This window comes from Vibrio sp. 1557, from assembly GCF_033340175.1.
Classification (GTDB): domain Bacteria; phylum Pseudomonadota; class Gammaproteobacteria; order Enterobacterales; family Vibrionaceae; genus Vibrio; species Vibrio alginolyticus.
This window is the reverse complement of sequence record NZ_JAWOVZ010000013.1, coordinates 70567-92134: the sequence shown is the minus strand read 5'-3', so window position 1 is coordinate 92134 and position 21568 is coordinate 70567. Positions and strand designations below refer to the sequence as shown.

Below are 21568 nucleotides of genomic sequence, written 5' to 3'. Positions count from 1 at the left end.
AAGAACAAGATGTCTAGACGAAGTGGAAGCCTTTTGGCAAAAGTCACTCGTATCCTTCCTTTCTCTTGTGTTGATGGGCCAGGAAATCGTCTAGTCATCTTTCTACAGGGTTGTAACTATCAGTGTTTGAACTGCCACAATCCTCACACGATAAACCATTGTAATCATTGTGGTGAGTGTGTAAGTGAATGTTCAGAAGGCGCATTGAAGTTCGACGAAAACAACAACGTTGTTTGGCTTAAAGAGGAGTGCACCCACTGCGATCATTGTATAGAGATATGTCAGAACCAATCTAATCCAAAAATTACTGACTACTCTGTAGTAACAATGCTCGATTTGATACGCAAACATCGCTTTTTCATCAGTGGTGTTACTGTATCCGGTGGGGAATCTACCTTACAACTTCCTTTCATTATTGAGCTGTTTAAAGGGATAAAACAAGATCCTGAATTACGGCACCTCTCTTGTTTCATCGACAGTAACGGTTCTTTAGCGGTTGCTGGTTGGCAGCGTATTCTACCTTTTCTGGATGGCGCAATGATCGATTTGAAAGCGTGGCAGACGGAGACGCATCAGTGGCTAACTGGGCGTGATAATCATCGTGTATTTAAAACCCTTCAATACCTAGCTGAACACGAAAAATTGTACGAGGTCCGCTTACTGCATATTCCCCAAAAAAGTGATTTAGATATAGAAATCGTAGCAATTGGACGTTACTTGAGTACTCTTCCTAAATCGGTGCTTATCCGTTTAAATGCCTTTCAACATCACGGAGTTGTGGGGGAGGCGTTAACTTGGGATACGTGCTCTCATCATGATATCGAACGCTTAAAGTCAGAGCTCCGACGCTACGTGAGTAACCCTATCACAGTGCCGACAGTACTCACGTAGTACCGTTGTTTACCTATGCTTAAGCATCACAGGCATCTAACATGGCGCAGGCGTCGAGTAATTGTTGCTGTAACCATTTTAAAGCGGGATCGTTTAAGCTCGCTTTGTTCCAAACGAGGCTGTAGGCTACTTGCCCGTAATCGAATGGAAGAGCTTGCTCTACCAAACCTTTTGCTTGCATTGCCGCTCTTGCCCAAAGCTTGGAGCATGTGAACAAGTAATCCGAGTGCTGACACATCACCGCAGCTGAACCAAAGTCGGCTACACGCATGGCCAAGTTTCGTTTTGAATGCCTTTGGGTGAGATTTTGCTCAAAATAAGGTTGTGACAGATCTTTATCATGAATACCGATGTGTCTTGCACAAAGGTAACTTTCAACAGATAAGGGTTGCTCAGCGAGTGGGTTCGATGCTCTCATTAAGCAAACCATTTCGTCTTTCAAAATGGTTTTCCAGACCAAGTCTTTATTTTGTGTGGGTGGTTGGCTGAGATCGTGAGGAAGCAACAAAAAATCTACTTGACCTCTTGCTAATGCATCGAAGCTCATTTCCTCTTTCGCATGGACATTCAAGTGCGCGTGATTGCTCAGTTGCTGGGACAAGTGCTGTAGAACTGGCGCAAAGAGCTCAAATGAACTTTCACGCATTGCTAATGAAAAACTACCTTGATAGTAAGCCGGATTAAAAGAGCCTTGATGTAATAACCCATTCATACTGGAGAGTATGCCATGGATTGACGGGCCTATATGCAGCGCAAATGCTGTCGGCACTAAGCGAGTGCCATCACGGTAAAAAAGGTCATCCTTTAGCGTTTCGCGCAACTGTCCGAGCGTTTTACTGACGCTCGATGGTGTTACACACAAGCGTTCTGCCGCAAGTGTGACGCTGTGAGTGGTTAACAACATATGTAAAACAGTTAGATGTTTAAGGCTTATACGCGAAAGAGCAATGTAGTCCATAAATAGCATGGTTTCTTATGATTTTTGGCAGTATATCAGCATGAAACAAATTTTTACTATTGTTTATCTCGGAAACACGCCTGTTTCTCTTTGAGCTCAATGCATTTAATGGGTTGCATAAGGATTGATGGTGCTTATAAGTCTAGAAATTTATCTTAGTTTTGTTGGACTTTAATGCTTTCATTTATTCAATTCTAAAGCTTCTATGTAATTTTAATCAATTTGGAGGAGTTGATTGATTTGTACACGAATTAAACTTGTTCCTTGTTAATTAAAATAGATATTGTTTTGTTGATTGTTTGGTGATTTACTCATGATCCCTCAGTAACAAAGGTATAAATAATTAATGGACGACCCCTTTAGTCGACAAAACCCTTCACCATATGTCTTCTTATTATTGGAGACATGCTCATGCTAGAACTTTTTATGCAACCAGAAGCTTGGGCTATTTTCGCCACTTTGTTTGCGCTTGAAGTTGTCTTAGGCGTTGATAACGTCGTTTTTATCTCTGTCTTATGTGAAAGACTGCCGCTGCACCAACGTAAACTGGCAAGAAACCTTGGTATTGGTCTTGCTGTTATTGCTCGTATTGGTTTAGTGTTTTCAATCTCTTGGATCATGCAATTGACTCAACCGCTATTTTCTTTGGCGAACCAAGCGTTTACCGGAAGAGACGTTATCATGATTGCGGGTGGTGCATTCCTCTTGGCTAAAAGCCTGAAAGAGTTGTGGAGTTGGTTAAATCACAACGAGTCGGCTCACTCAACTCACGCCCGTACTGGTTTAGCGGTAGTTCTGTTGCAGATTGTTGCCGTGGATGCTGTATTCTCGATGGACTCGGTGATAACCGCCGTTGGTTTGACAAGTGATGTCCCACTTATGGTCGCAGCGATTGTTTCTTCTGCTATCGTGATGGTCATGACAGCAGAAAAAATCAATAACCTGGTGTCGTGTTACCCTGGTTTTAAGACACTTGCTTTGTTATTCCTCGTTTTGTTAGGTGGTTTATTGATGGCAGAAGGCTTCGAAATTCATATCAACAAAGGTTATGTGTACTTTGCGATGGCATTCGGCTTAATTCTGGAACTTTGCCATATCCAGTTAAAAAACAAACAACGCCCGACTATTAAACGTCTTAGTCCGTTGCGAGTTCATCCAACCAGATTAGAAGCTCGTCAATAATAAAAGATATTGCCGCTCATATGAGCGGCATTTTTATATTCGTCATCACCTATTTTTACTCTCTTTTTATTTTGTTGTCGTTTCGACAAAAAATCGCATTTGTTGTGGGGTTGAAGATTTTTTATATAGACCGCCCAACTAATATGAGTGAACGACAATAATGGATAAAATGATCGATGCGTTAGCAACCCATGGCTACTACATCTGGGATGATTTTCTTTCTGAACAAGAAGTGGCTCAATTACGAGACTGCATTCCAAGTAACTGGAAAAAAGCGCGTATTGGTCGTAATGACGATGTGACACGTATTGAGTCAATTCGAAGTGACAAAATTCAATGGTTATCGCCCAATATGGGGCACGCGGTTACTTCTTACTTAGATAAGATGGAAGAAATACGCCAAGAAGTGAACCGTCACTTGTTTCTGGGGCTTTTTGAGTATGAAGCTCACTTTGCCAAGTACGAGGAAGGGGATTTCTACCAAAAGCATCTAGATTGTTTTAAGGGCAATGAAAACCGTCGATTGACAACCGTTTTTTACATGAACGAATCTTGGACGGAAAAGGATGCAGGTGAATTGGTGGTTTACGATCTAAATGATAATAAGATAGCAACCATCCCTCCTCAATCGGGACGCTTACTTTTATTCTTATCTGAGCAATTCCCGCATGAGGTTTTACCGACCAATGCTGAGCGTTTCAGTATTGCAGGTTGGTTCAGAATCAATGGTGTGCGAGACAATGTACTTGATATTGCAAAATGATTGGTTTGCAACCTGCACAAAATCAGCAAAGGGCGTAGATACGCCCTTTATCGATTAAACATTAGTTGATAGCTCGTAACACTCGGTCATGTTTCGCTCTAGCACTGCATAGACGTCAGAACAAAGTTCTTGTTTAGCGACTTGCTCGCCCATAATCGCGGCGATTTGTGCTTGAGCCATTCGTCCTCGGTAGGGACGGTCCTGAGACAGAGCTTGAAAAACATCGGCAACCGCGACAATACGCGATGGTACATCGAGTTCGTCTCCTGTTTTATGATAAGGATAGCCAGAACCGTCCAAACGCTCGTGATGATTAGAGGCCCACTCCGCTATTTTAGCGTTGGGAAACACTTTGTGTAATGCGAGCTGAGTATCAATTGTATGGCGTTTAATACGCGTATACTCTTGTTTATTAAGAGAGCCTTCTTTATGAAGAATCTCATCTGGTGTTTTTAACTTTCCGATATCATGCACCAACCCAGCAATAAATAACATCTCTTGGTCGTGCTCACAGAACCCAAGCTTGATGGCTAGATACCGAGATAACTCCGCCACTTTTTGCGAATGTTGATAAGTAAATGGGCTTTTTGCGTCAACAATTCGAGCGATAAACATTCCCAAACTATTCATATCTTGGATGGTGAGCTGTTTTTGAAGCCAATCAATGCTTTTAAAGTTTAATCCGATGGTTTCTATATTTTCAGACTCCATCGCGAACCAAAATGCGTCGGTCATAACGAGCTTAACCATTGCCTTAGCCATGTCTGGATTAAACAAAGTTCCAGCGTTTGCCATGATGCATTCTGCAATTAGTTCTTCATGAAGTGTGACAATGTCACAGTGGCAGTTCATGACGTATTTGGAACGCATAAAATCGAGACGATCGGCTAAATAGAGTAGGGCAGCGACCTCTTTTTCAAAAGGCGGTAAATCAAGATATTTTAGTTCACTCCAATGTGTATGGTGGTAAAGAACAGGTGTCGCAAACTGACGTAACAAACGACACTGCTTGAGGCTTCGGTATCCTCTTAAGCAATGTGTTTTTACACCTTGTGGCACCAACTCCTCAAGTAACATTTTATGTTCTTGTGTTTCGGAGACCCCACAATCGTGGATCATCCCTGCGAAGTAGCAAAACTCCGCTTTTTCTGGTTCCCAGTTCATGACCCGAGCACATTGGTAAGCGATGTAAGCGACACGATGGCTATGGTGCGTATCATCAACACCGACATAGTCGAGTGCTCGAGCAACCCAGATAAGTGCTTGTTTCAGATCGACTTCAAAGCCCATGTCCGTATGGGAATGGCAAGAATGATTCATGGTTTATACCGACATTGCTAATTAGCCCACGCTAAACCCAAATCAGAAGGTGATAGGAAAAATTGGGTACGACAGCGAATAGACCCCAAAAAGGTGGGCGTTTAGACATAGTTTTGATTATGGGCGGGATAATAATCCTAGTTGCATAATAATATCACCTGAAGCTCATGGTTAAGAGTCAGATATTTGAACTAAGTATAAGTTTTGAAAGATTATTGTTGCTCTTGTTGACTTATTTGAAAACGACAATAAATCATGATGTAACGCATTCTTATTTTTATTTTTGTAAATCGTGTTCGGGCTTAACCAGAGACACACGGTATTGATGTGTGATTAACAGAATTCATATTGTTGCTTTTGAAGGCAAAAAATAAGAGGACTTCTTCGAGGCTTGCTCTGTAACTAACAGAGTAATAGGGAAAGCAGCTTGTTAACTACATGACAATAGAGCGTCGTTGAAAACATTTTCTCTGTAGCTCATGTCGTTGAGGAAAGATAATAAAATGGTACGGTTTCCCAGCGATGCTAGCCCTTTTAGTGAGATAAGTTTATTGAAAATGTGTGATTGCAAAGTAAGCATAGGTAGTAAAAGTAGCTAGAATGATAGCCCTAAATGAAAAGGATTTCGTATGTTGAAGCATCGTTTATATCGGAGTTACACCGCAGGGTTAAAAATAGCAGCCCTTATCCTTCCTATGCCGAGACCAACCTTGTTTTCCGGCCCTGGTTCGATGAATGAGCTATTAGAATCGATGACCGAGCTGGGATTTAAACGCGTCTTGTTAGTTACCGACGAAGGGTTAGTCCAAGTCGGTATTGTAGATAAGGTGCTTGAGGCAGCAGCACAACTCGATTTACAGTTAGATGTATTCTCGCAAGTTAAGCCCGATCCTACCTATGATCAGGTTGAGAGCGGTCTAGAGGCTTATCATCGTTTTCATTGTGAGGGCATATTAGCTTTGGGTGGCGGCTCTGCAATGGATTGTGCAAAAGTCATCGCTGCGAAAGTTACCAATAAACGGCCAATAAAAAAATTAGCTGGACTATTGAAGGTATGGCGAATGCCAGCGCCGCTTTTTGCTATTCCAACAACGGCTGGAACCGGAAGTGAAGTTACTATCGCTGCGGTCGTGTCAGATCCCTCCTCACACATTAAAACCCCTTTAATGGATCCAAAGTTGGTGCCACTAATGGCAGCTTTAGATGCGAATTTAATGATTGGTTTACCTCCTAAGATCACGGCTGATACTGGCGTTGATGCATTAACCCACGCTATTGAGGCCTATGTATCGAAAAACGCTACTCAAGAAACGATGGCTTATTCGGTTGCCGCTATTAAACTCATTTTTAAATATCTTCCTAGGGCTGTGATGCAAGGGGATGATGTCGAAGCTCGTCATAAAATGGCTATGGCATCCTATTACGCGGGTTTAGCATTTACCAAAGCGAGTTTGGGTTATGTTCATGCCTTTGCTCACACATTCGGTGCGAGATATGGAATACCTCATGGTATGGCAAACGGATTAGCCTTGTTGCCTGTGCTGCGCTTTTCATTATCAGAGATTGAGCCTCAACTAAGAAAGCTCGATGAGTTGACGGCCGAGGGGCAGTTAGGTAACGCAAGTGCTCAGCATTTTTTGGCGAATCTGGAGTCCTTGTTTTCAACTATTGATATTGAGCAAACCAGTGCGCTCATTCAACGTGAAGATGCTGATGCGCTTGTTGATTTAATTCTGAAAGAGGCGCACTGGAATTACCCTGTTCCCAAGTTCATGAATAGGGAAGAATGCACACAGTTATTGTTAAATATCAGTAAGGTGTAAATTTTAGTTTACATGTGTGGTTTTTTATCCTTACACTTTGCTTGATCTTCTGCTAAAGATCCTACAATATCGACGGCAATACAAATATGGTGTTGGTTTCGGTCCGCCGTTGCCCGATCTAATACTGATAATTTCCAATAAAGTGTAAAGATTAATATACAATGAGTCGTTCTAAAGTATTCGGTAGTACGCTAATTATTGCGGGCACTACAATAGGCGCTGGTATGCTAGCGCTTCCACTTGCCTCTGCCGGCATTGGTTTTTCAACTTCTATTATCATCATGCTAGGCTTATGGGCTCTGATGGCTTTCACTGCCTTGCTTATGCTTGAGCTTCATCAACATGCGGAGAGTAGTGCTACACTTCATACTTTGGCGAAACAGATCCTAGGTCAAAAAGGCAAGTGGGTGGCAAGTTTTGCGATGTTGTTTCTTTTCTACTCATTATGTGCAGCGTATATCGCTGGCGGTGGTGCTCAGTTCGGAGACCGCCTTGCACAATGGTTTGACCTCGATATTTCAGGGCCTACATCAACGATAATCTTTACCTTGATTGTGACTTTAGTTGTGACAGTGGGTACCGGTACGGTCGATAAAGTAAACCGAGTCCTGTTCGCGATGAAGCTCATTGCGATGGTTGCGGTGCTTTCTTTTCTTGCTCCAAACGTTACGGAATCTTACTTGTTAAGTATGCCAATCGAACAAGGCCTTGTTGTAGCGGCGATTCCGGTGATCTTTACTTCGTTTGGTTTCCACGGAAGTATACCTGCAATTGTGAATTACTTAGACGGTGACACTTCTTCTTTACGCAAAGCCGTTATTATTGGTTCGACGATTCCACTCGTTATTTATATCTTTTGGCAAATCGTGACGTTGGGTGTGGTTAGCCAAAGTACTCTTATTGAAAACGGAGGGTTGAGCGCGCTGATTGGTCAACTATCTCAGACAGTACACCAATCAAATTTGGGTAGCATTGTTGGTGTGTTTGCTGACTTGGCATTGTTGACATCGTTCCTTGGCGTGAGTTTGGGTCTATTCGAATTTTTGGGTGATACCATCAAAGGAAGTAACGATAAGCCTAATCGTTTGATTGCGGCACTAGTGACGTTTACTCCACCGCTAGGCTTCGCACTTTTCTATCCTCAAGGCTTTATTATGGCTTTGGGCTATGCAGCGATTGCCTTAGCGATTTTAGCCATCTTTTTGCCTTTGGTTATGGTGATCAAGGTTCGTAAATCGGATGATTTTACTGGGGAGTACCGCGTCGCTGGTGGTCAAGGTGCGCTAGTGATAACGGGCATCGCTGGCACTGGCATCGTATTCGCTCAGGTGTTAATTACGCTGGGTGTGCTTCCTGCTCTAGGCTAGTTGTTTAGAACGTTCTTTGAATAACCTCTAGTTACTGAATCCATCGTAATCAATCTGTATTGTTAGGCCAACGAGTTTCGCTCGTTGGCTTTTTTAATCTGGATCAAATTACCGTAAGATATCCGGTGAAAAAATTGGTAGAAATGTGCTTTTATTTCGTACACTTAAGTTGTGGTATATCGATAATTTAAGTGGAGAAAACCGCTCAAAATACCATTGAATTTGCAACACAATGAGCTTTTCTTGTTTCTCTGCTTTGGTGTGGAGGTGAAGCATGGCGCACCGGAGTTTTTACCCGTTTGCAAAACCGCTTAACGAGCAACTGCAAACGCTAAAAGGCAGGATGCAGGCGCATTTGCCATGTATTGATAGGGTGTCATTTGCAAAATATCACCCAGACCAAGATGTGCTCAAATCATTTGCAGAAAGTGAGTTCGACACTTGGTGTTTAGCCCATCACGAATCAGCATTCCGTAAACTCCACCACCTCAATATTGCCTCTAAAAACGCGGTTCCTCGTATCGTCGAAGACCTTCATGATATTAAGCACTGTCCTCGGGTTCAAATTTTACTCAAACACGGATATCAGTCGTCGGCTGCTATTCCTTGTTATGACAATAAAGCTTTTACTGGTTTTGTATTTTTGAACTCCACTCAACGTGATGCGTTTAGTTTAGAAGCGCTGAATGGTCTTAAACCTTATTTCGAAATGATTCGATTTGCGGTTGAATCAGAAACTCAAGTAGTCAATGCGATAGAAACGCTAGCTAACCGAATGCAATGTATGATGCCAGGCTATTCACCTGAGTATTACGCGCATACCAAACGCATGAAGTACTACAGTCAAATTATCGCAACGCAGTTAGCGGATCGTTATCACCTGAATGACGAAATGGTCGAAGATATTGGTATTTTTGCTCAGTTCCATGCGCTCGGTGATAGTCAGCTGCCAGTTGAAATTGCTAGCCGCCGAACAAATTACTCTCAAGAACAAGAGGCGATATTGATTCAACATATTGAGCGTTGTATCGATTCAGCGGATGACATAGTTGCCCGTATCGGAAATCCGGTTCACCCGAGTGTGACTTTGTTTTTGCAGATGATTATTTATCAGTACGAAAATTTAAATGGCACTGGTTATCCGTATGGTTTAACCAGTGATGATATACCAATAGCCGCCCAAATTACGGCTGCCGCAAATGCCTTTGATTTTATGACAACGCACCATCCGTATAGACAAGCTTGGTCCATCCCATACGCATTGTTAGAACTTGAAAAATGGGTATATCAGGGATGGTTATCTCGAGAATGTGTTGATGCTCTGCGAGAGCATCAAGGTTATATAAAGCAAATCATCCACAAATATCCCGAGCACTATACTGGCTTGGGGTTAATGTGAAGAGCAGTAACAAAGTTGAAATGTTGACGAGGAGGAATATTTAAACAATACTGTTTTTATATACAGTAATAAGTTTGGAGGTGAAGTATGTTGTGGGAAACCCTTGAAAGAGTAAACCGCTTACGCCAACAAGCACTTGCAAATCCTGAGTTTGTTGAGTCAGCAAAAGAGCACGAACAAGCACTTCAGGAGCAAGAATACTATTATCAAACTAAGAAAAAGCGTTCAGCCAAAGACAAACAAGGTAAAAAGTCGCTGGCCGATATCTATAAAGAAGTAGAGTTTGGCGCTGACGCTCGTCATTAATGTATTCACTGCGGCATTTTTCATTTCTTCATACGCTGCAGTATTCGTTCAAATTTATGCGAGAGCAGTGGGAGACCGCTGCTCTCGTTGACCTGCCTATAATTTACTAATGAAGTTCAGCAGAGCAAATTATCACTAACACTTAGCAATTCTCTCAATGATCTTGTTGATGTAATGATAATGACAACGGTTTGCATTTGTATCTTTGTTGTTATATAAAACCTCCCTTATTAATCGTTCTGTTGAATAAGAACGGCAAACGTGATCAACGAATGAGAGCTCTGAATAACTGTTATTCGTAAATGGCTATTAGGTGAAGTAGGGATGTTGGAAGCTAAAGCACTCCAGTTTGAGATTGAAGGCAAGTCATTGCTAAAAGCGTTTGATGTGACATTTGAACCCGGAAAAACATACGCTCTTGTTGGACACAATGGTTCAGGAAAATCCACATTGTTAAAGTTGCTGGCACAGCAACAGCCATACACCGCTGGTGACGTGGTTCTGCATGGAACGAGCATTAACGATCTCTCAGCGAAAAAATTCGCCCAACACATTGCCTACTTGCCTCAGCATCTTCCAGTGACCGACAGTATTTTAGGTCGAGATTTAGTCGGTTTTGGTCGTTATCCATGGCATGGTTTACTTGGACGTTTGAGTAAGAAAGATCACGACATTGTTGAAGAAGCAATGGCGATGACAGGCACACTAAAATACGCAGATCGCTTAGTGGACACGTTATCTGGAGGAGAGCGTCAACGTGTGTGGCTAGCTATGCTGTTAGCCCAAAAAACCGAGTATTTGCTTCTTGATGAGCCTTTGTCTGCGCTAGATATCAGCCATCAAGTCGATATGTTGAAGCTTATCTCTAAACTCAGTCAAGAACTGGGTTTGGGCGTTATTATCGTATTACACGACATCAACTTGGCTGCACGATTTTGCGACTACATCGTTGCATTACATCAAGGTGATTTGATTGCACAAGGCAATGTTGAACAGGTGTTTACTGAACCTAAGTTGAGGGACATATATGGGATAGAGATGATGATCTCTGACCACCCTGCGGGTTATCCGGTGGCGATGCCAAGCTAAAGGTTGGAATAATGAGCAGTACAAACACTCGACTTAAACATTTCTCTTTCGCTCTCTCACTTAGTGCGCTTTTGGTCAGTTCTTTTCAAGCACTAGCTGACGCATCACCTCGGGTGATGTCGGTTGATTGGACACAAACTGAAACGATGTTGGCGTTAGGGGTTGTGCCCGTAGGCGTTGCTCAAGGGCAAGATTACGATGCTTGGGTAAAATCGCCACCGTTACCACCTCAAACGAAGGATGTAGGGTTAAGAACTCAACCCAATATAGAGCGCATTTACGAGCTCAGACCTGATCGTATTTTTATTGCCCCGTACTTCTCCTCAATGAAGCATCGCTTAGTTGATATCGCCCCGGTTACCACCATTGACTTATATGAAAGCGGGATTACGGATTGGTCGGTACTTACCAGTTTCACTCGGAGGTTTGGTGAAGAGCTGGGAAGAGAGGCGGAAGCAGAGGCGCTTATCCAACAATATGAAAAACGTTTGTCTTTATTAAAACAGCGTATAAATAAAGGCCAGCCGCCACTTCTAATGATTCAGTTTATGGATACAAAGCACGTACGTGTTTTTGGTCAAAATAGTCTTTACTCCCAGGCTATCGAAAAGATTGGGCTGAGTAATGCATGGAATGAAAAGACGAATAGCTGGGGCTTCAGCCTAGTTGGCATCGACAAGTTAGCTGGCATAAAAGCTCAAATCGTTATCGTAGAGCCATTACCTTATGGTGGAGCGGAGCAGCTCTCTCAAGACCCATTTTGGCAATATGTTGTTCAACAATCTGGTGAAAAGGTCATGCAAGTCGCGCCCGTTTGGAGTTTTGGTTCTATGCCTTCAGCCCTCCGTTTCGCAGAGTTAGTTACGGCGAGTAAGGTCGAGGAGTTAACACAATGAAAACGATGCCTTTAAGCTTTGTGGTGTTACTTTCGGCATTTACCTTTTCTATTGGTGCTTTCCAATTGTACCAAGTAAGCTCATTTTCGTTAGCTCTAAGCAGTTTATGGGAGCCTAACTTTCAATCTATCGATTCTGTTTTACTTCACTTTAGCTGGTGGCCTCGAGTCTTCACCACGATTATATCTGGTGCTGGATTAGCGGTTGCTGGGGTATTGATGCAGCAAGTGCTGCGTAACCCTCTCGCTTCACCCACGACACTTGGTGTGGCGAGCGGTTCAAGTTTTGCTTTGATGTTAGCAACGCTATTCGCACCTTGGATGTTGGATATCGCGCCTAATTTGGTTGCTCTCATCGGCGGTGTGATATCGATGGGGTTGGTGATGCTGTTGTCATGGCGACGAGCGTTATCTCCAACGGTTGTCGTCGTTTCTGGGTTAGTGATAAACCTGTACTTTGCATCATTAAGTACGGTTATTCTGATGATGAATACCGAAAAGCTGAATGGGTTAATGATATGGGGAGCCGGTTCGCTTGTTCAGAGTGGATGGGGAGATTTCTCGTATCTTGCCCCTCGAATCGCACTTGCTACGGTCGTTGCATTTGTGATTGCAAAGCCGTTAAGTCTGTTGGAACTCTCCGAGCAAGGTGCCAAGAGTTTAGGTGTCTCGCTAGCTAAGTTGCGTTTTGTCTGTCTTGGGCTTGCGGTGTTAATCACTTCTTGGGTGGTTTCTGCCGTAGGAATCATCGGTTTCATCGGGTTAGCGGCGCCAGCGATTACTCGATTGATAGGTATCAATAAAGTCCAGCATAAGCTTTGGGTATCAATGCTAATTGGTGCCATGTTATTGACTTTAACCGATTTGGTTATTCAGCAACTGCCAGGGCTAATGGCGAGTTTTATACCAACGGGAGCAGCAACGGCTGCATTGGGCGCTCCGTTACTGTTATGGCTGTTACCTCGTTTATCACAAAAGACGCAGGGCCATACTCAAACAGTGTTAACTCGACATCGTGAACATGTTTACAAGCTAAACCCTAAAGCGATCTCATTGGCGTTGATCGGCACGTTAATTTCTGTTGTTCTTTTTGCCACGGTTGCTGTGCAAAATGAAGGGTGGGCAAACTTATTTGCTAGCCAAAATTGGATTTTTTTGGAGTGGCGCGCACCTAGATTATTTGCAGCAGCAATTGCGGGGGCAATGTTAGCGATTGCTGGAACCATGATTCAACGCCTAAGTGGAAACCCAATGGCAAGTCCTGAAGTGATCGGTATCAGTTCAGGGACAGCGATGGGATTGATCATCGCGATGTTTACTGGGTTTGGTTCGTCAATTTTCACTCTTTCTCTAGGCGGGCTCGTAGGTGCATTAGCGACGGTATTAGTCATTGTGCTGCTAAACCGTAAGTCAGGCTTTCAGCCGGAGCGTATTTTATTGACTGGTATTGCGATAACCGCACTGATGAATGCAATACAGAGCTTTATTCTAGCCACTGGTGACCCAAGAAGTTATCAAGCATTGGCTTGGTTGTCTGGGTCTACCTACTATGTCTCGGTTGAAACGTTACTCCCATTGTCTTTATCTGCGCTTGTCTTTATAGGGTTGAGTTTTCTCTGCGTAAGATGGCTAGATATTCTTCCTGTCGGTGCCGCTTCCTCTAAAGCACTTGGAATTCGAGTTGACCGTTCACGCGCAATACTGCTTCTTTTAGTTGCTTGTCTCACGGTCAGTGCGACATTGGTTGTTGGCCCGATTAGCTTTGTTGGGTTGTTGGCTCCGCATTTAGCTCGCTTATTTGGTTTTAACAAAGCGTCACAACACATGTTATGCGCCGCGATACTGGGGGCAGGGGTGATGTTGTTGGCTGATTGGTTGGGACGACAGGTCCTTTACCCGCAAGAAATACCAACAGGGCTTATGGCGTCTCTCATTGGCGGTTTGTATTTAATGTGGGGTTTACGCCGCTTATAGAAATGAGCTAAGCCTCAACCAAGAAAGTACTTATACAAATAAGCACTCGTAGTGGCATTCGTAACCTATGCGAGTGCTTTATGCAAAACCTCTGGTTTGTCTTTTACGGAAACAACTGGCGATGCCGTAACTCGCTTTTCTTTCAGCGGTCGCTGAAGTCATGAAGGGTTGGTTTGGCTGCCGACAAAAAGGAGAGAATATGACTCGGCAGTTTATGCTGACACCAACGTCGATGGCGGTTGTATTAGCTGTATCAACGACAAATGTCTTGGCTCAGGAAGATGAAAATATAGTTGTGATTGGACAGCAGCAAGACAGTGCAGTTGGTCCAGATTTTAGTTATCTCGGAGCGAAGAGTCGGGCAGCGACGAAAACTGATATTGCTATCAATGAGACTCCAAGAGCGGTGTCTGTTGTTACGCGAGAGCAAATGGATGATCGTGCCTCTATTAGCATTTCTGACGCACTACAGTACACACCAAGCATTCAAACTAATTATTTCGGCGAAGATAACAAGCAAGATTGGTTTATTATTCGTGGTTTTAAGCAGGCGAACAGTGGGTTGTATCAAGATGGTACCCGTTTATATTCTTCTGGCTTCTATAGTTGGCAAATAGATCCGTTTGCGTTAGAGAGGGTTGAAGTTTTACGTGGTGCAGCGTCTGTTCTTTATGGGCAAAACCCTCCTGGTGGGGTCATCAATGTTGTCAGTAAGCGACCTCAATTTGATGGGGGGTCAGGACTTGTATCTTTGGAGTACGGTTCTGAAGACCGTAAACAACTTTCTCTTGACGTAAACTCTGAGGTGAGTGAGCAGCTAGCTTTCCGCTTTCAAGGGTTAGCGAGAAAAAATGGGACGAGAATTAGTGGGGTAGAAGCAGAGCGCATTCTTCTCTCTCCATCGATGACGTACAAATTTAATGAGACGTCTGAAATTACCTTTCTAACGAGCTATCAAAAAGACGACTCAGATCCTTATCTGCAATTTTTGCCAGTTGAAGGAACGTTAACGCCAAACAAAAATGGAAAGATCAGTGATAGTTTAGCGATAGGCAATCCTAACTGGGAGACGTTTGAGCGTGAGCAGGTGTCTTTAGGCTATGAGTTTTCTCATGCATTTAATGATACCACTTCATTTGTTCAAGCAGCTCGTTACAGCGAAATGGATGTTAAGCTAAGACAAATGTATTCGTACGTTTACTCGGCTGACGTGCCTGCGTTGGGGCCGGCTTTGGACCCATCAAATGAACGCAAAACCATACTTCGGGGTGCTTCAACAGAAGATGGGTCATCTGATGCTTTTAATATCGATAATCGTTTGATGCACCAAGTAAATTGGGGAAGTGTTGAGCATAACTTGATGTTGGGGATAGATTTTCAAATGATCAGTATCGATGGTAAAGATTTTGCCAATGACCCTATAGTTGCTAATGGTAATGCATTATTAAACACACCAATGGGAGCTTTGCCCGATCCTAGGTTTAATGTATTTAATCCTACTTATTCGGATAACATAATGTTACTCGATCCGAATACGCTACAACCATTGAGCGAAACCGATAAGCAAAGAACGAAAATCGATAATCAGCAGCTCGGCGTCTACTTTCAAGATCATATGCTGATCAACGATAAATGGGCGATGTTATTGGGCGCACGTTACGACGATACAAGTAATGAAGTACATAATGTTACCACGGGTGCTCGCACGAAAGTCGATAATGGAGAGTGGACGTTTAGCGTGGGAACGGCTTATATTTCTGATTCTGGCTTCACGCCATACTTTAGTTACTCTCAGTACTTTGATCCAATTATTCAAGAAGACAGCAATGGTAAGCCAGCGAAGCCTGAAAGCGGTGATCAATTTGAAATCGGTATGAAATACCAACCGGATTCATTTGATGGTTATTTCAATATTGCAACGTATCGGGCAACAAAAGAAAACTTGGCTCGTATCTACTTGAGTGAATTAACGCAAATAGGAAAAATAGAAAATAACGGCGTTGAGTTTGAAGCTGTAGCTAATGTGACACCATCCTTAACATTGATCGGGAACATTGCGTACGTTGATGCAGAGATAAAAGAAGACATCAATAAGGCATGGGTTGGCAAAACACCTTCCCAAGTGGCGAATACCGTATCATCAGCTTGGGCACATTATCGTTTCTTTGATGGACCTCTTGATGGCTTTGCTGTTGGCTTAGGCGCGCGCTATACAGGTGAGTCATACGGAGACAATGAAGAGAGACTAAAAGTACCAAGTTATTTCTTAATGGATGCGACGGTCAGTTATCGAATCGGCGATTACAAGCTACAAGTCGCAGCTAAAAACATCGCGGATAAAAAGTACATAGCGACATGTGATGGCTTTTGTTGGTATGGCGACCGACAAAATGTTATTGCAAGTTTAACTTACGACTGGTGAGTTAACGTATAAATAAACACCCCTCACTTTAGGGGTGTTTATTTAGAAATCGGCTTTACGGACAAAGTGCGGGTTTTTGTACTTTTTCTGCGGACCAAACGATGATACGACAAGTTTGTTCCATAATGTTTTGTCAAACTCACCCTTTGGAATCGAAGGGTAGAGGGTTTCCTCTTCTTCTCTTGCAAAGTTCATATATTGTTTCTTTTTAATTTGATTGTACTTTTTGGCGATCTGGTTATGTTTTCTTACCCACTCCAGCTTGTAATTGTGGAGCACTTTTTCACCATCTTCGAGACTCATTCGAGATAGGAACAGTCGCTTGTATGAGACCTTTCTGTCCAGCATTGTGCGCATAACGGTTTGGATATATTTACCGTGATGCGTAATGGTAATGTCGTTTTCATCAACAGGAGTGACACACCAGCCTTTAGGTAAAAAGTCTGGCTTCTTAAATTGCTTATTACGCTCCATTAGCGCCTGATGTAAAACTAAATCAGAGGTGCCGCGGAACGTCTTTTGCCATTTACCGATACGAATTTGAATCGAACCAGGCAAGCGATAGATGTTAGTAAACTTATCTTTGTCCATGGACTTGTGTCATGAGATTAATGTGCATAATTAGAAAGCGGAATTCAGCCCAATGCCACAGGCAGTAGACTTAAGTACCGTACGATTTTACAACGACCTTGCGTGATATAGCGAGGGGTTATGTCAATAATAGGTAAGAAATAGAAAATTAGTTCACATTATGAAGAAATTGGAAGCTTACAAGGCTAAATTTTGAAGTTACACCAATTATGCCCATGCCGACTAAATAAAAGAAGGCACGGGCATAAAATCACACCGCTTCTTCGAGTTGCTTGGTGTCTTCTTCAATCTGTTGTAGGTGTCGGTTTGCTTGCTGTAACTGATACATTTGAGCATAACGACCATTTTGCGTTAAGAGTGCTTTGTGTGTGCCTTTCTCGACTAACTCCCCATGATGAAGAACAATGATTTGGTCTGCATCTAGGATAGTTGACAGCCGATGAGCAATAACAACGAGCGTCATGTCTTGTCTGAGTACCGCCAAGCTCTTTTGGATTAAAGCCTCTGTTCCTGAGTCAATATTTGCGGTTGCTTCATCTAATATCAATATCTTAGGTTTTACCACAAGCACACGTGCTAACGCCAAAAGCTGTTTCTGACCCGCAGATAAATTAGTTTCGCCTTGACCTAACTGCGTGTCTAGCCCGTTAGGGTAACGATGAATTTGTTCTGCCAAACCTACCTTGTCTAACGCATCCCATATTTGATTGTCATCAACCGCCCGACTGAGAGAGATGTTTTCTCTGACTGAAGCAGGGAGAATATGTGGATCTTGTTGGACCATTGCCACATCTTTGTGAAGTACGTCTTTCCCTAATGTTTTAAGTGGACGACCATCTATGAGCAGTTCGCCACATTGCGTTGGATAAAAGCCCATTAACAGTGACGCTAATGTGCTTTTACCGCTTCCTGTATGCCCGACAAGCGCGATAAAGTCTTGGTGGTTGGCCTTCAACGAAATGTCTTTTAGGACGTCCTGTTTACCATCGTAGCTAAATGTGAGATCTCTAAGTTCGATAGCACCTGACCTTAATGGTTGATGATTGTCCCCGTAAGTTTGTTCTTTCGCGTCAATTAATTCAAAAACACGTTCGCTTGATACTAACGCTTGCTGAAGTAGAGCAAGTTGCTGAGTCATCTCAATTAGTGGTTCAGTAACTCGCGCAAGATAACTGATAAATGCATACAGTACCCCCACACCAATCAACTCAATACCATTAAAACCAAAGATCGCAACCAAGCAAAGCAACGCTAGACCAGCGAGTAAGTCCATTAATGGTCTTAGCAGATAGCCGTTTAGCCGAATCACTCGTTTAGATGCCACCAGATGCTCTGCGGTTAGCTCGTTGAACTGTTTATTAAAACGCTCTTCTTGTTGCATTAATTGAATGACACTCATCCCTTGAATGGATTCACTCAGATTCGCATTTATATCGGTCAATAGGTCACGCATCTTTCGGTAGCTTTCTGTACTTAGCTGCTTAAACAAGTACATAAAGCCGATGACGATCGGCAGCAATACAAGCACAACGAGTGTGAGCTTCCAGCTCATGAAAAACATAACGCCAAGCATTACGACAATCATGACCACGTTTTTCACCACGGTCGCGATCAAAAGCTCATAAAATTGCTGTAAAGATTCCGTATCGTTGGTGATTCGCGACACCAATTTTCCAGCAGGAGTGTAATCAAACGCAGATAACGGCTGCTTAATCACGCCAGAAAATACTTGCTTACGAATCGCTTTGATCGTGTTAGCCGCGACAATGCTAAATTGCAATGACTGAAAATACTGGAATGTTGCCGATACGATCTGAAGAGCGATATAACCTACTGCTAGCGAAATCAGAACACTTTGTGAATAGTCACCTTTAGCGATGTGCTCATCAATGAAATATTGAATCAACCAAGGGCCGCCGGCGCTAGCTAACGCTGCAATAAACAGCAAGGCGAGTCCTTTAATCATTGGCTTTGGTTGAGATAATGGGTAAGACATTAACCGTTTAAACGTGCTGGTCTGGTTCATTCATTATTCCTCCATCGCCTGCTCTAGTTTTTGGTACTCTAACATTTCGGCGTACCATCCCTGATGCGCTAATAAAGCGCTATGTTGCCCACGTTCAGTAATGTGGCCGTGATTCAAGACAATGATCTCGTCTGCTGCTTCCAATGCGGTGAGGCGGTGTGCAATAACGATTAGGGCTTGATCACGGTAGTGTGTTTCCAAATTCTTAAGGATTTGATGTTCGGTCCGTCCATCAACAGCGGAAAGTGCATCGTCCAAAACCAACACTTGGGCATTCAGCAGCATAGCGCGTGCTATCGCAATACGTTGTTTTTGCCCGCCGGAGAGTGTAATGCCTTTTTCACCAACTTCTGTTTGGTAGCCTTCAGGAAACTTCTCAATATCGTCATGTATACAGGCTAACTTTGCTGCTCTATAGACTTCTTCTTTCTCTGCATTAGGGTTGCCTAAGGCAATATTGTCGAAGATAGATTTGGAGAATAGAAACGGACTTTGGTTAACGACAGCAAAACGGTTGCGCCACTGTGGAAGTAGGGCATCCTTGATCTCGACATCACCGAATTTAATTGAGCCGTTTTCTAAATCATGTTGACGCAAAAGTAGTGTTAACAGGGTCGATTTTCCGCTTCCTACCGGCCCTGCAACTCCCAACATTTTTCCGGGTTCCAGTTCGATGTTTACTTCCGTCAAAGCGGGCGGTAAATCACTAGACCAATGGAAATCGTCGATATCAATTTTCAACGGAAGTGGTTTATTTTCTATTGGCTTATTGCCACTGATAATTGCTGGCTTTTCATCAAAGATCTCTTGTAATCGGTTCCATGCAGCAGAGCCTCTTTCTAAAATGTTAAATAGGAATGCGAATGCCAGCATCGGCCATATCATCAACCCTAAATACATCGTAAATGCGGTCAGATCACCAAGCGTGATCTCACCTTTATCAACAAGGTAAGCACCAGCAGCGACACTAAGAAGGAAAGAAAGACCGATGGTTAACTGAATTGCCGGGTCAAATCTAGCATCGACTCTTGCAACAGCGATGTTCTTTTCGCCAGTATCATCCACAACCTCTTCAAAACGTTGCTGCTCTTGGTTTTCTAATCCGAAAGCACGCAGCATTCGCACGCCATTAAGTGACTCTTGTGTCATGTCTGACATGGTAGAAAAGGCTTCCTGAGCGACACGAAAGCGTTGATGTAGGATGCGCACAATAAAGAAGATGATGATGGCAAGAAATGGCATTGGAAGAAGCGCCATTACGGTGAGCTTCCAGCTTACTTGCGTTACCATAATGATTAAAACCGCAATACCAGTGATCAAAGAGTCTGCGGCGGTTAAAACCCCTTCGCCGGCTGTCATAACGATATTACGCACATCATTAGTGCCACGAGCCATCAGATCCCCCGTCTTGTAACGTTCAAAAAAACGAGGTGGCTGTGTCGATAAATGCCTATATAGACGGTTACGTAGAATGGTCCCGAGCTCCCAGCTTGCGCCGAAAAGCCAAATTCGCCATAAGATGCGACACCCATAAATGGTAAAGATCAGTACAGTTAACCCTGAGAGCCATAGAATCAGCGTATTTGTATCTAAAGTGTTGTCTACGACGCCGTCAACTATGATGCCAACTGCTTTGGGCGGAACAAGCTGTAGTGCTGATATCACAGCGAAAAGCAGAATGGATCCGACATAGTGCCTCCACTTTTGTTGGAAATACCAACGTAGCTGCCAGAATATTCTCATTACGCCTCCCGCTTTAAATTATTGAATTTGTTATAGAACTATTATTGAGCGAAATGATGAGTTTACAAGCACAAGTTATAGGCGGGTTTAAAAACGATAGATTGTTTCAATTATAGCCATGTGTCGGCGCAAATTACTGGTTTTATCTCTATGAGCTAACTGTGCGACGACATTATGTGAAATAGTTGTTAATGGTTGTTTTGGAGCCATTACCTTGCAATAACGATGAAGACACCAAAAGTAAAAGTGTTACTGCCACTCTATATGGGAATTAGCAATCGTCAGTTTGTATTTTGTATTTCACTTGGCCACCTGGAGTTTCTGGGTAGTAAACTTCGACATAACACATATGTTCTGGACCAACAGGCTTGTTTGCAAAACCAATAAGGAAGTAGGGCTCGTCTGGGCTGTCTACCCCATACCAAGTGTTGATAGTGAGTTGCGGATCAAAGCCTGCTAGCTCTTTTGCTGGAATAACATTTTTGATAAATCCAAAGTAACCAATTAGGTCGTTATGGCCGTCATTATCTAGATCAATGTTATATTGTATGCCGCCATCTACTGTCTCTTGAGATTGAATCACTGCTTTGGTGTAGACAAAGTTGTTGGCGGTCATGAGTGCTTCTCTGGCTCCATATAGAACCGCCACTCTGGCATCTTTTTGTAAGCCAAGAAATTTAGGAAATGCAACGACGCTTACAATACCAAGAATGATGATGCACACAATGAGTTCAATAAGAGTAAATCCTTGAGAGCGACGCACAGCTTTTCTCCATGTTTTAGAAACGAATAGGCGGCTATTCTGATATAGAAACTTTC

The 21568-nt window shown here is 43.0% G+C and carries 17 protein-coding genes; 11 read left to right on the top strand and 6 right to left on the bottom strand.

The window, feature by feature from the left end:
* The first annotated feature begins 9 nt into the window (after positions 1–9).
* A complete protein-coding gene (locus tag R7070_RS15920; RefSeq protein ID WP_213886717.1) occupies positions 10–891 on the top strand; it encodes a YjjW family glycine radical enzyme activase in 882 nt (293 codons plus the stop codon).
* A gap of 19 nt (positions 892–910) precedes the next feature.
* On the opposite strand, the gene R7070_RS15915 is transcribed toward R7070_RS15920, so the two are convergent.
* A complete protein-coding gene (locus R7070_RS15915) occupies positions 911–1849 on the bottom strand; it encodes a LysR family transcriptional regulator (protein WP_005377737.1) in 939 nt (312 codons plus the stop codon).
* A 411-nt stretch (positions 1850–2260) separates the two neighbouring features.
* On the opposite strand from R7070_RS15915, the gene R7070_RS15910 reads away from it, so the two are divergent.
* Both R7070_RS15910 and R7070_RS15905 read left to right on the top strand, forming a co-directional pair.
* A complete protein-coding gene (locus R7070_RS15910) occupies positions 2261–3031 on the top strand; it encodes a TerC family protein (RefSeq protein ID WP_005377734.1) in 771 nt (256 codons plus the stop codon).
* A 160-nt stretch (positions 3032–3191) separates the two neighbouring features.
* Positions 3192–3794 (top strand): 2OG-Fe(II) oxygenase, encoded by a 603-nt coding sequence (locus R7070_RS15905; protein WP_005377733.1) that lies wholly within the window; start codon positions 3192–3194, stop codon positions 3792–3794.
* Between the two features lie 54 nt (positions 3795–3848).
* Here the strand turns inward: R7070_RS15905 and R7070_RS15900 are convergent, their stop codons facing one another.
* Positions 3849–5114 carry an HD domain-containing phosphohydrolase gene (locus R7070_RS15900; protein WP_256900583.1) on the bottom strand — a complete coding sequence of 422 codons (1266 nt, stop codon included), beginning with the start codon at positions 5112–5114 and terminating at the stop codon, positions 3849–3851.
* A 629-nt stretch (positions 5115–5743) separates the two neighbouring features.
* Between R7070_RS15900 and R7070_RS15895 the strand changes: the two genes are divergently transcribed.
* From R7070_RS15895 to R7070_RS15860, 8 genes are all read left to right on the top strand, one after another.
* Positions 5744–6937, top strand: a complete 1194-nt coding sequence (locus R7070_RS15895) for an iron-containing alcohol dehydrogenase (protein WP_170890611.1) — start codon at positions 5744–5746, stop codon at positions 6935–6937.
* Positions 6938–7098: 161 nt separating this feature from the next.
* Positions 7099–8304, top strand: a complete 1206-nt coding sequence (locus tag R7070_RS15890; RefSeq protein WP_256900581.1) for an aromatic amino acid transport family protein — start codon at positions 7099–7101, stop codon at positions 8302–8304.
* A gap of 274 nt (positions 8305–8578) precedes the next feature.
* On the top strand, positions 8579–9703 hold the full coding sequence (locus R7070_RS15885; protein ID WP_064368381.1) for an HD-GYP domain-containing protein: 1125 nt from the start codon (positions 8579–8581) through the stop codon (positions 9701–9703).
* An 87-nt stretch (positions 9704–9790) separates the two neighbouring features.
* A complete protein-coding gene (locus R7070_RS15880; RefSeq protein ID WP_256900580.1) occupies positions 9791–10009 on the top strand; it encodes a hypothetical protein in 219 nt (72 codons plus the stop codon).
* A gap of 324 nt (positions 10010–10333) precedes the next feature.
* A complete protein-coding gene (locus R7070_RS15875) occupies positions 10334–11098 on the top strand; it encodes an ABC transporter ATP-binding protein (protein WP_005377721.1) in 765 nt (254 codons plus the stop codon).
* Between the two features lie 11 nt (positions 11099–11109).
* The gene (locus tag R7070_RS15870) at positions 11110–11994 is read left to right on the top strand and encodes an iron-siderophore ABC transporter substrate-binding protein (RefSeq protein WP_005377718.1); all 885 of its coding nucleotides are present in this window, start codon (positions 11110–11112) and stop codon (positions 11992–11994) included.
* On the top strand, positions 11991–13967 hold the full coding sequence (fhuB, locus tag R7070_RS15865; protein ID WP_005389078.1) for a Fe(3+)-hydroxamate ABC transporter permease FhuB: 1977 nt from the start codon (positions 11991–11993) through the stop codon (positions 13965–13967). The genes R7070_RS15870 and fhuB overlap by 4 nt, the downstream gene beginning before the upstream one ends.
* Positions 13968–14166: 199 nt before the next feature.
* Positions 14167–16389, top strand: coding sequence for a TonB-dependent siderophore receptor (locus tag R7070_RS15860; protein WP_256900579.1), 2223 nt, complete (start codon positions 14167–14169; stop codon positions 16387–16389).
* Positions 16390–16431: 42 nt separating this feature from the next.
* Here R7070_RS15860 and R7070_RS15855 read toward each other — a convergent pair whose 3' ends face one another.
* The 4 genes from R7070_RS15855 to R7070_RS15840 all read right to left on the bottom strand — a co-directional run bounded on the left by R7070_RS15855 (position 16432) and on the right by R7070_RS15840 (position 21512).
* The gene (locus R7070_RS15855; RefSeq protein ID WP_017820633.1) at positions 16432–16980 is read right to left on the bottom strand and encodes a hypothetical protein; all 549 of its coding nucleotides are present in this window, start codon (positions 16978–16980) and stop codon (positions 16432–16434) included.
* 250 nt (positions 16981–17230) lie between these two features.
* Positions 17231–19006, bottom strand: coding sequence for an ABC transporter transmembrane domain-containing protein (locus R7070_RS15850; protein WP_256900578.1), 1776 nt, complete (start codon positions 19004–19006; stop codon positions 17231–17233).
* A 3-nt stretch (positions 19007–19009) separates the two neighbouring features.
* A complete protein-coding gene (locus R7070_RS15845) occupies positions 19010–20749 on the bottom strand; it encodes an ABC transporter transmembrane domain-containing protein (RefSeq protein ID WP_132936644.1) in 1740 nt (579 codons plus the stop codon).
* Positions 20750–21020: 271 nt separating this feature from the next.
* On the bottom strand, positions 21021–21512 hold the full coding sequence (locus R7070_RS15840; protein WP_005377704.1) for a type II secretion system protein: 492 nt from the start codon (positions 21510–21512) through the stop codon (positions 21021–21023).
* Positions 21513–21568 lie beyond the last annotated feature (56 nt).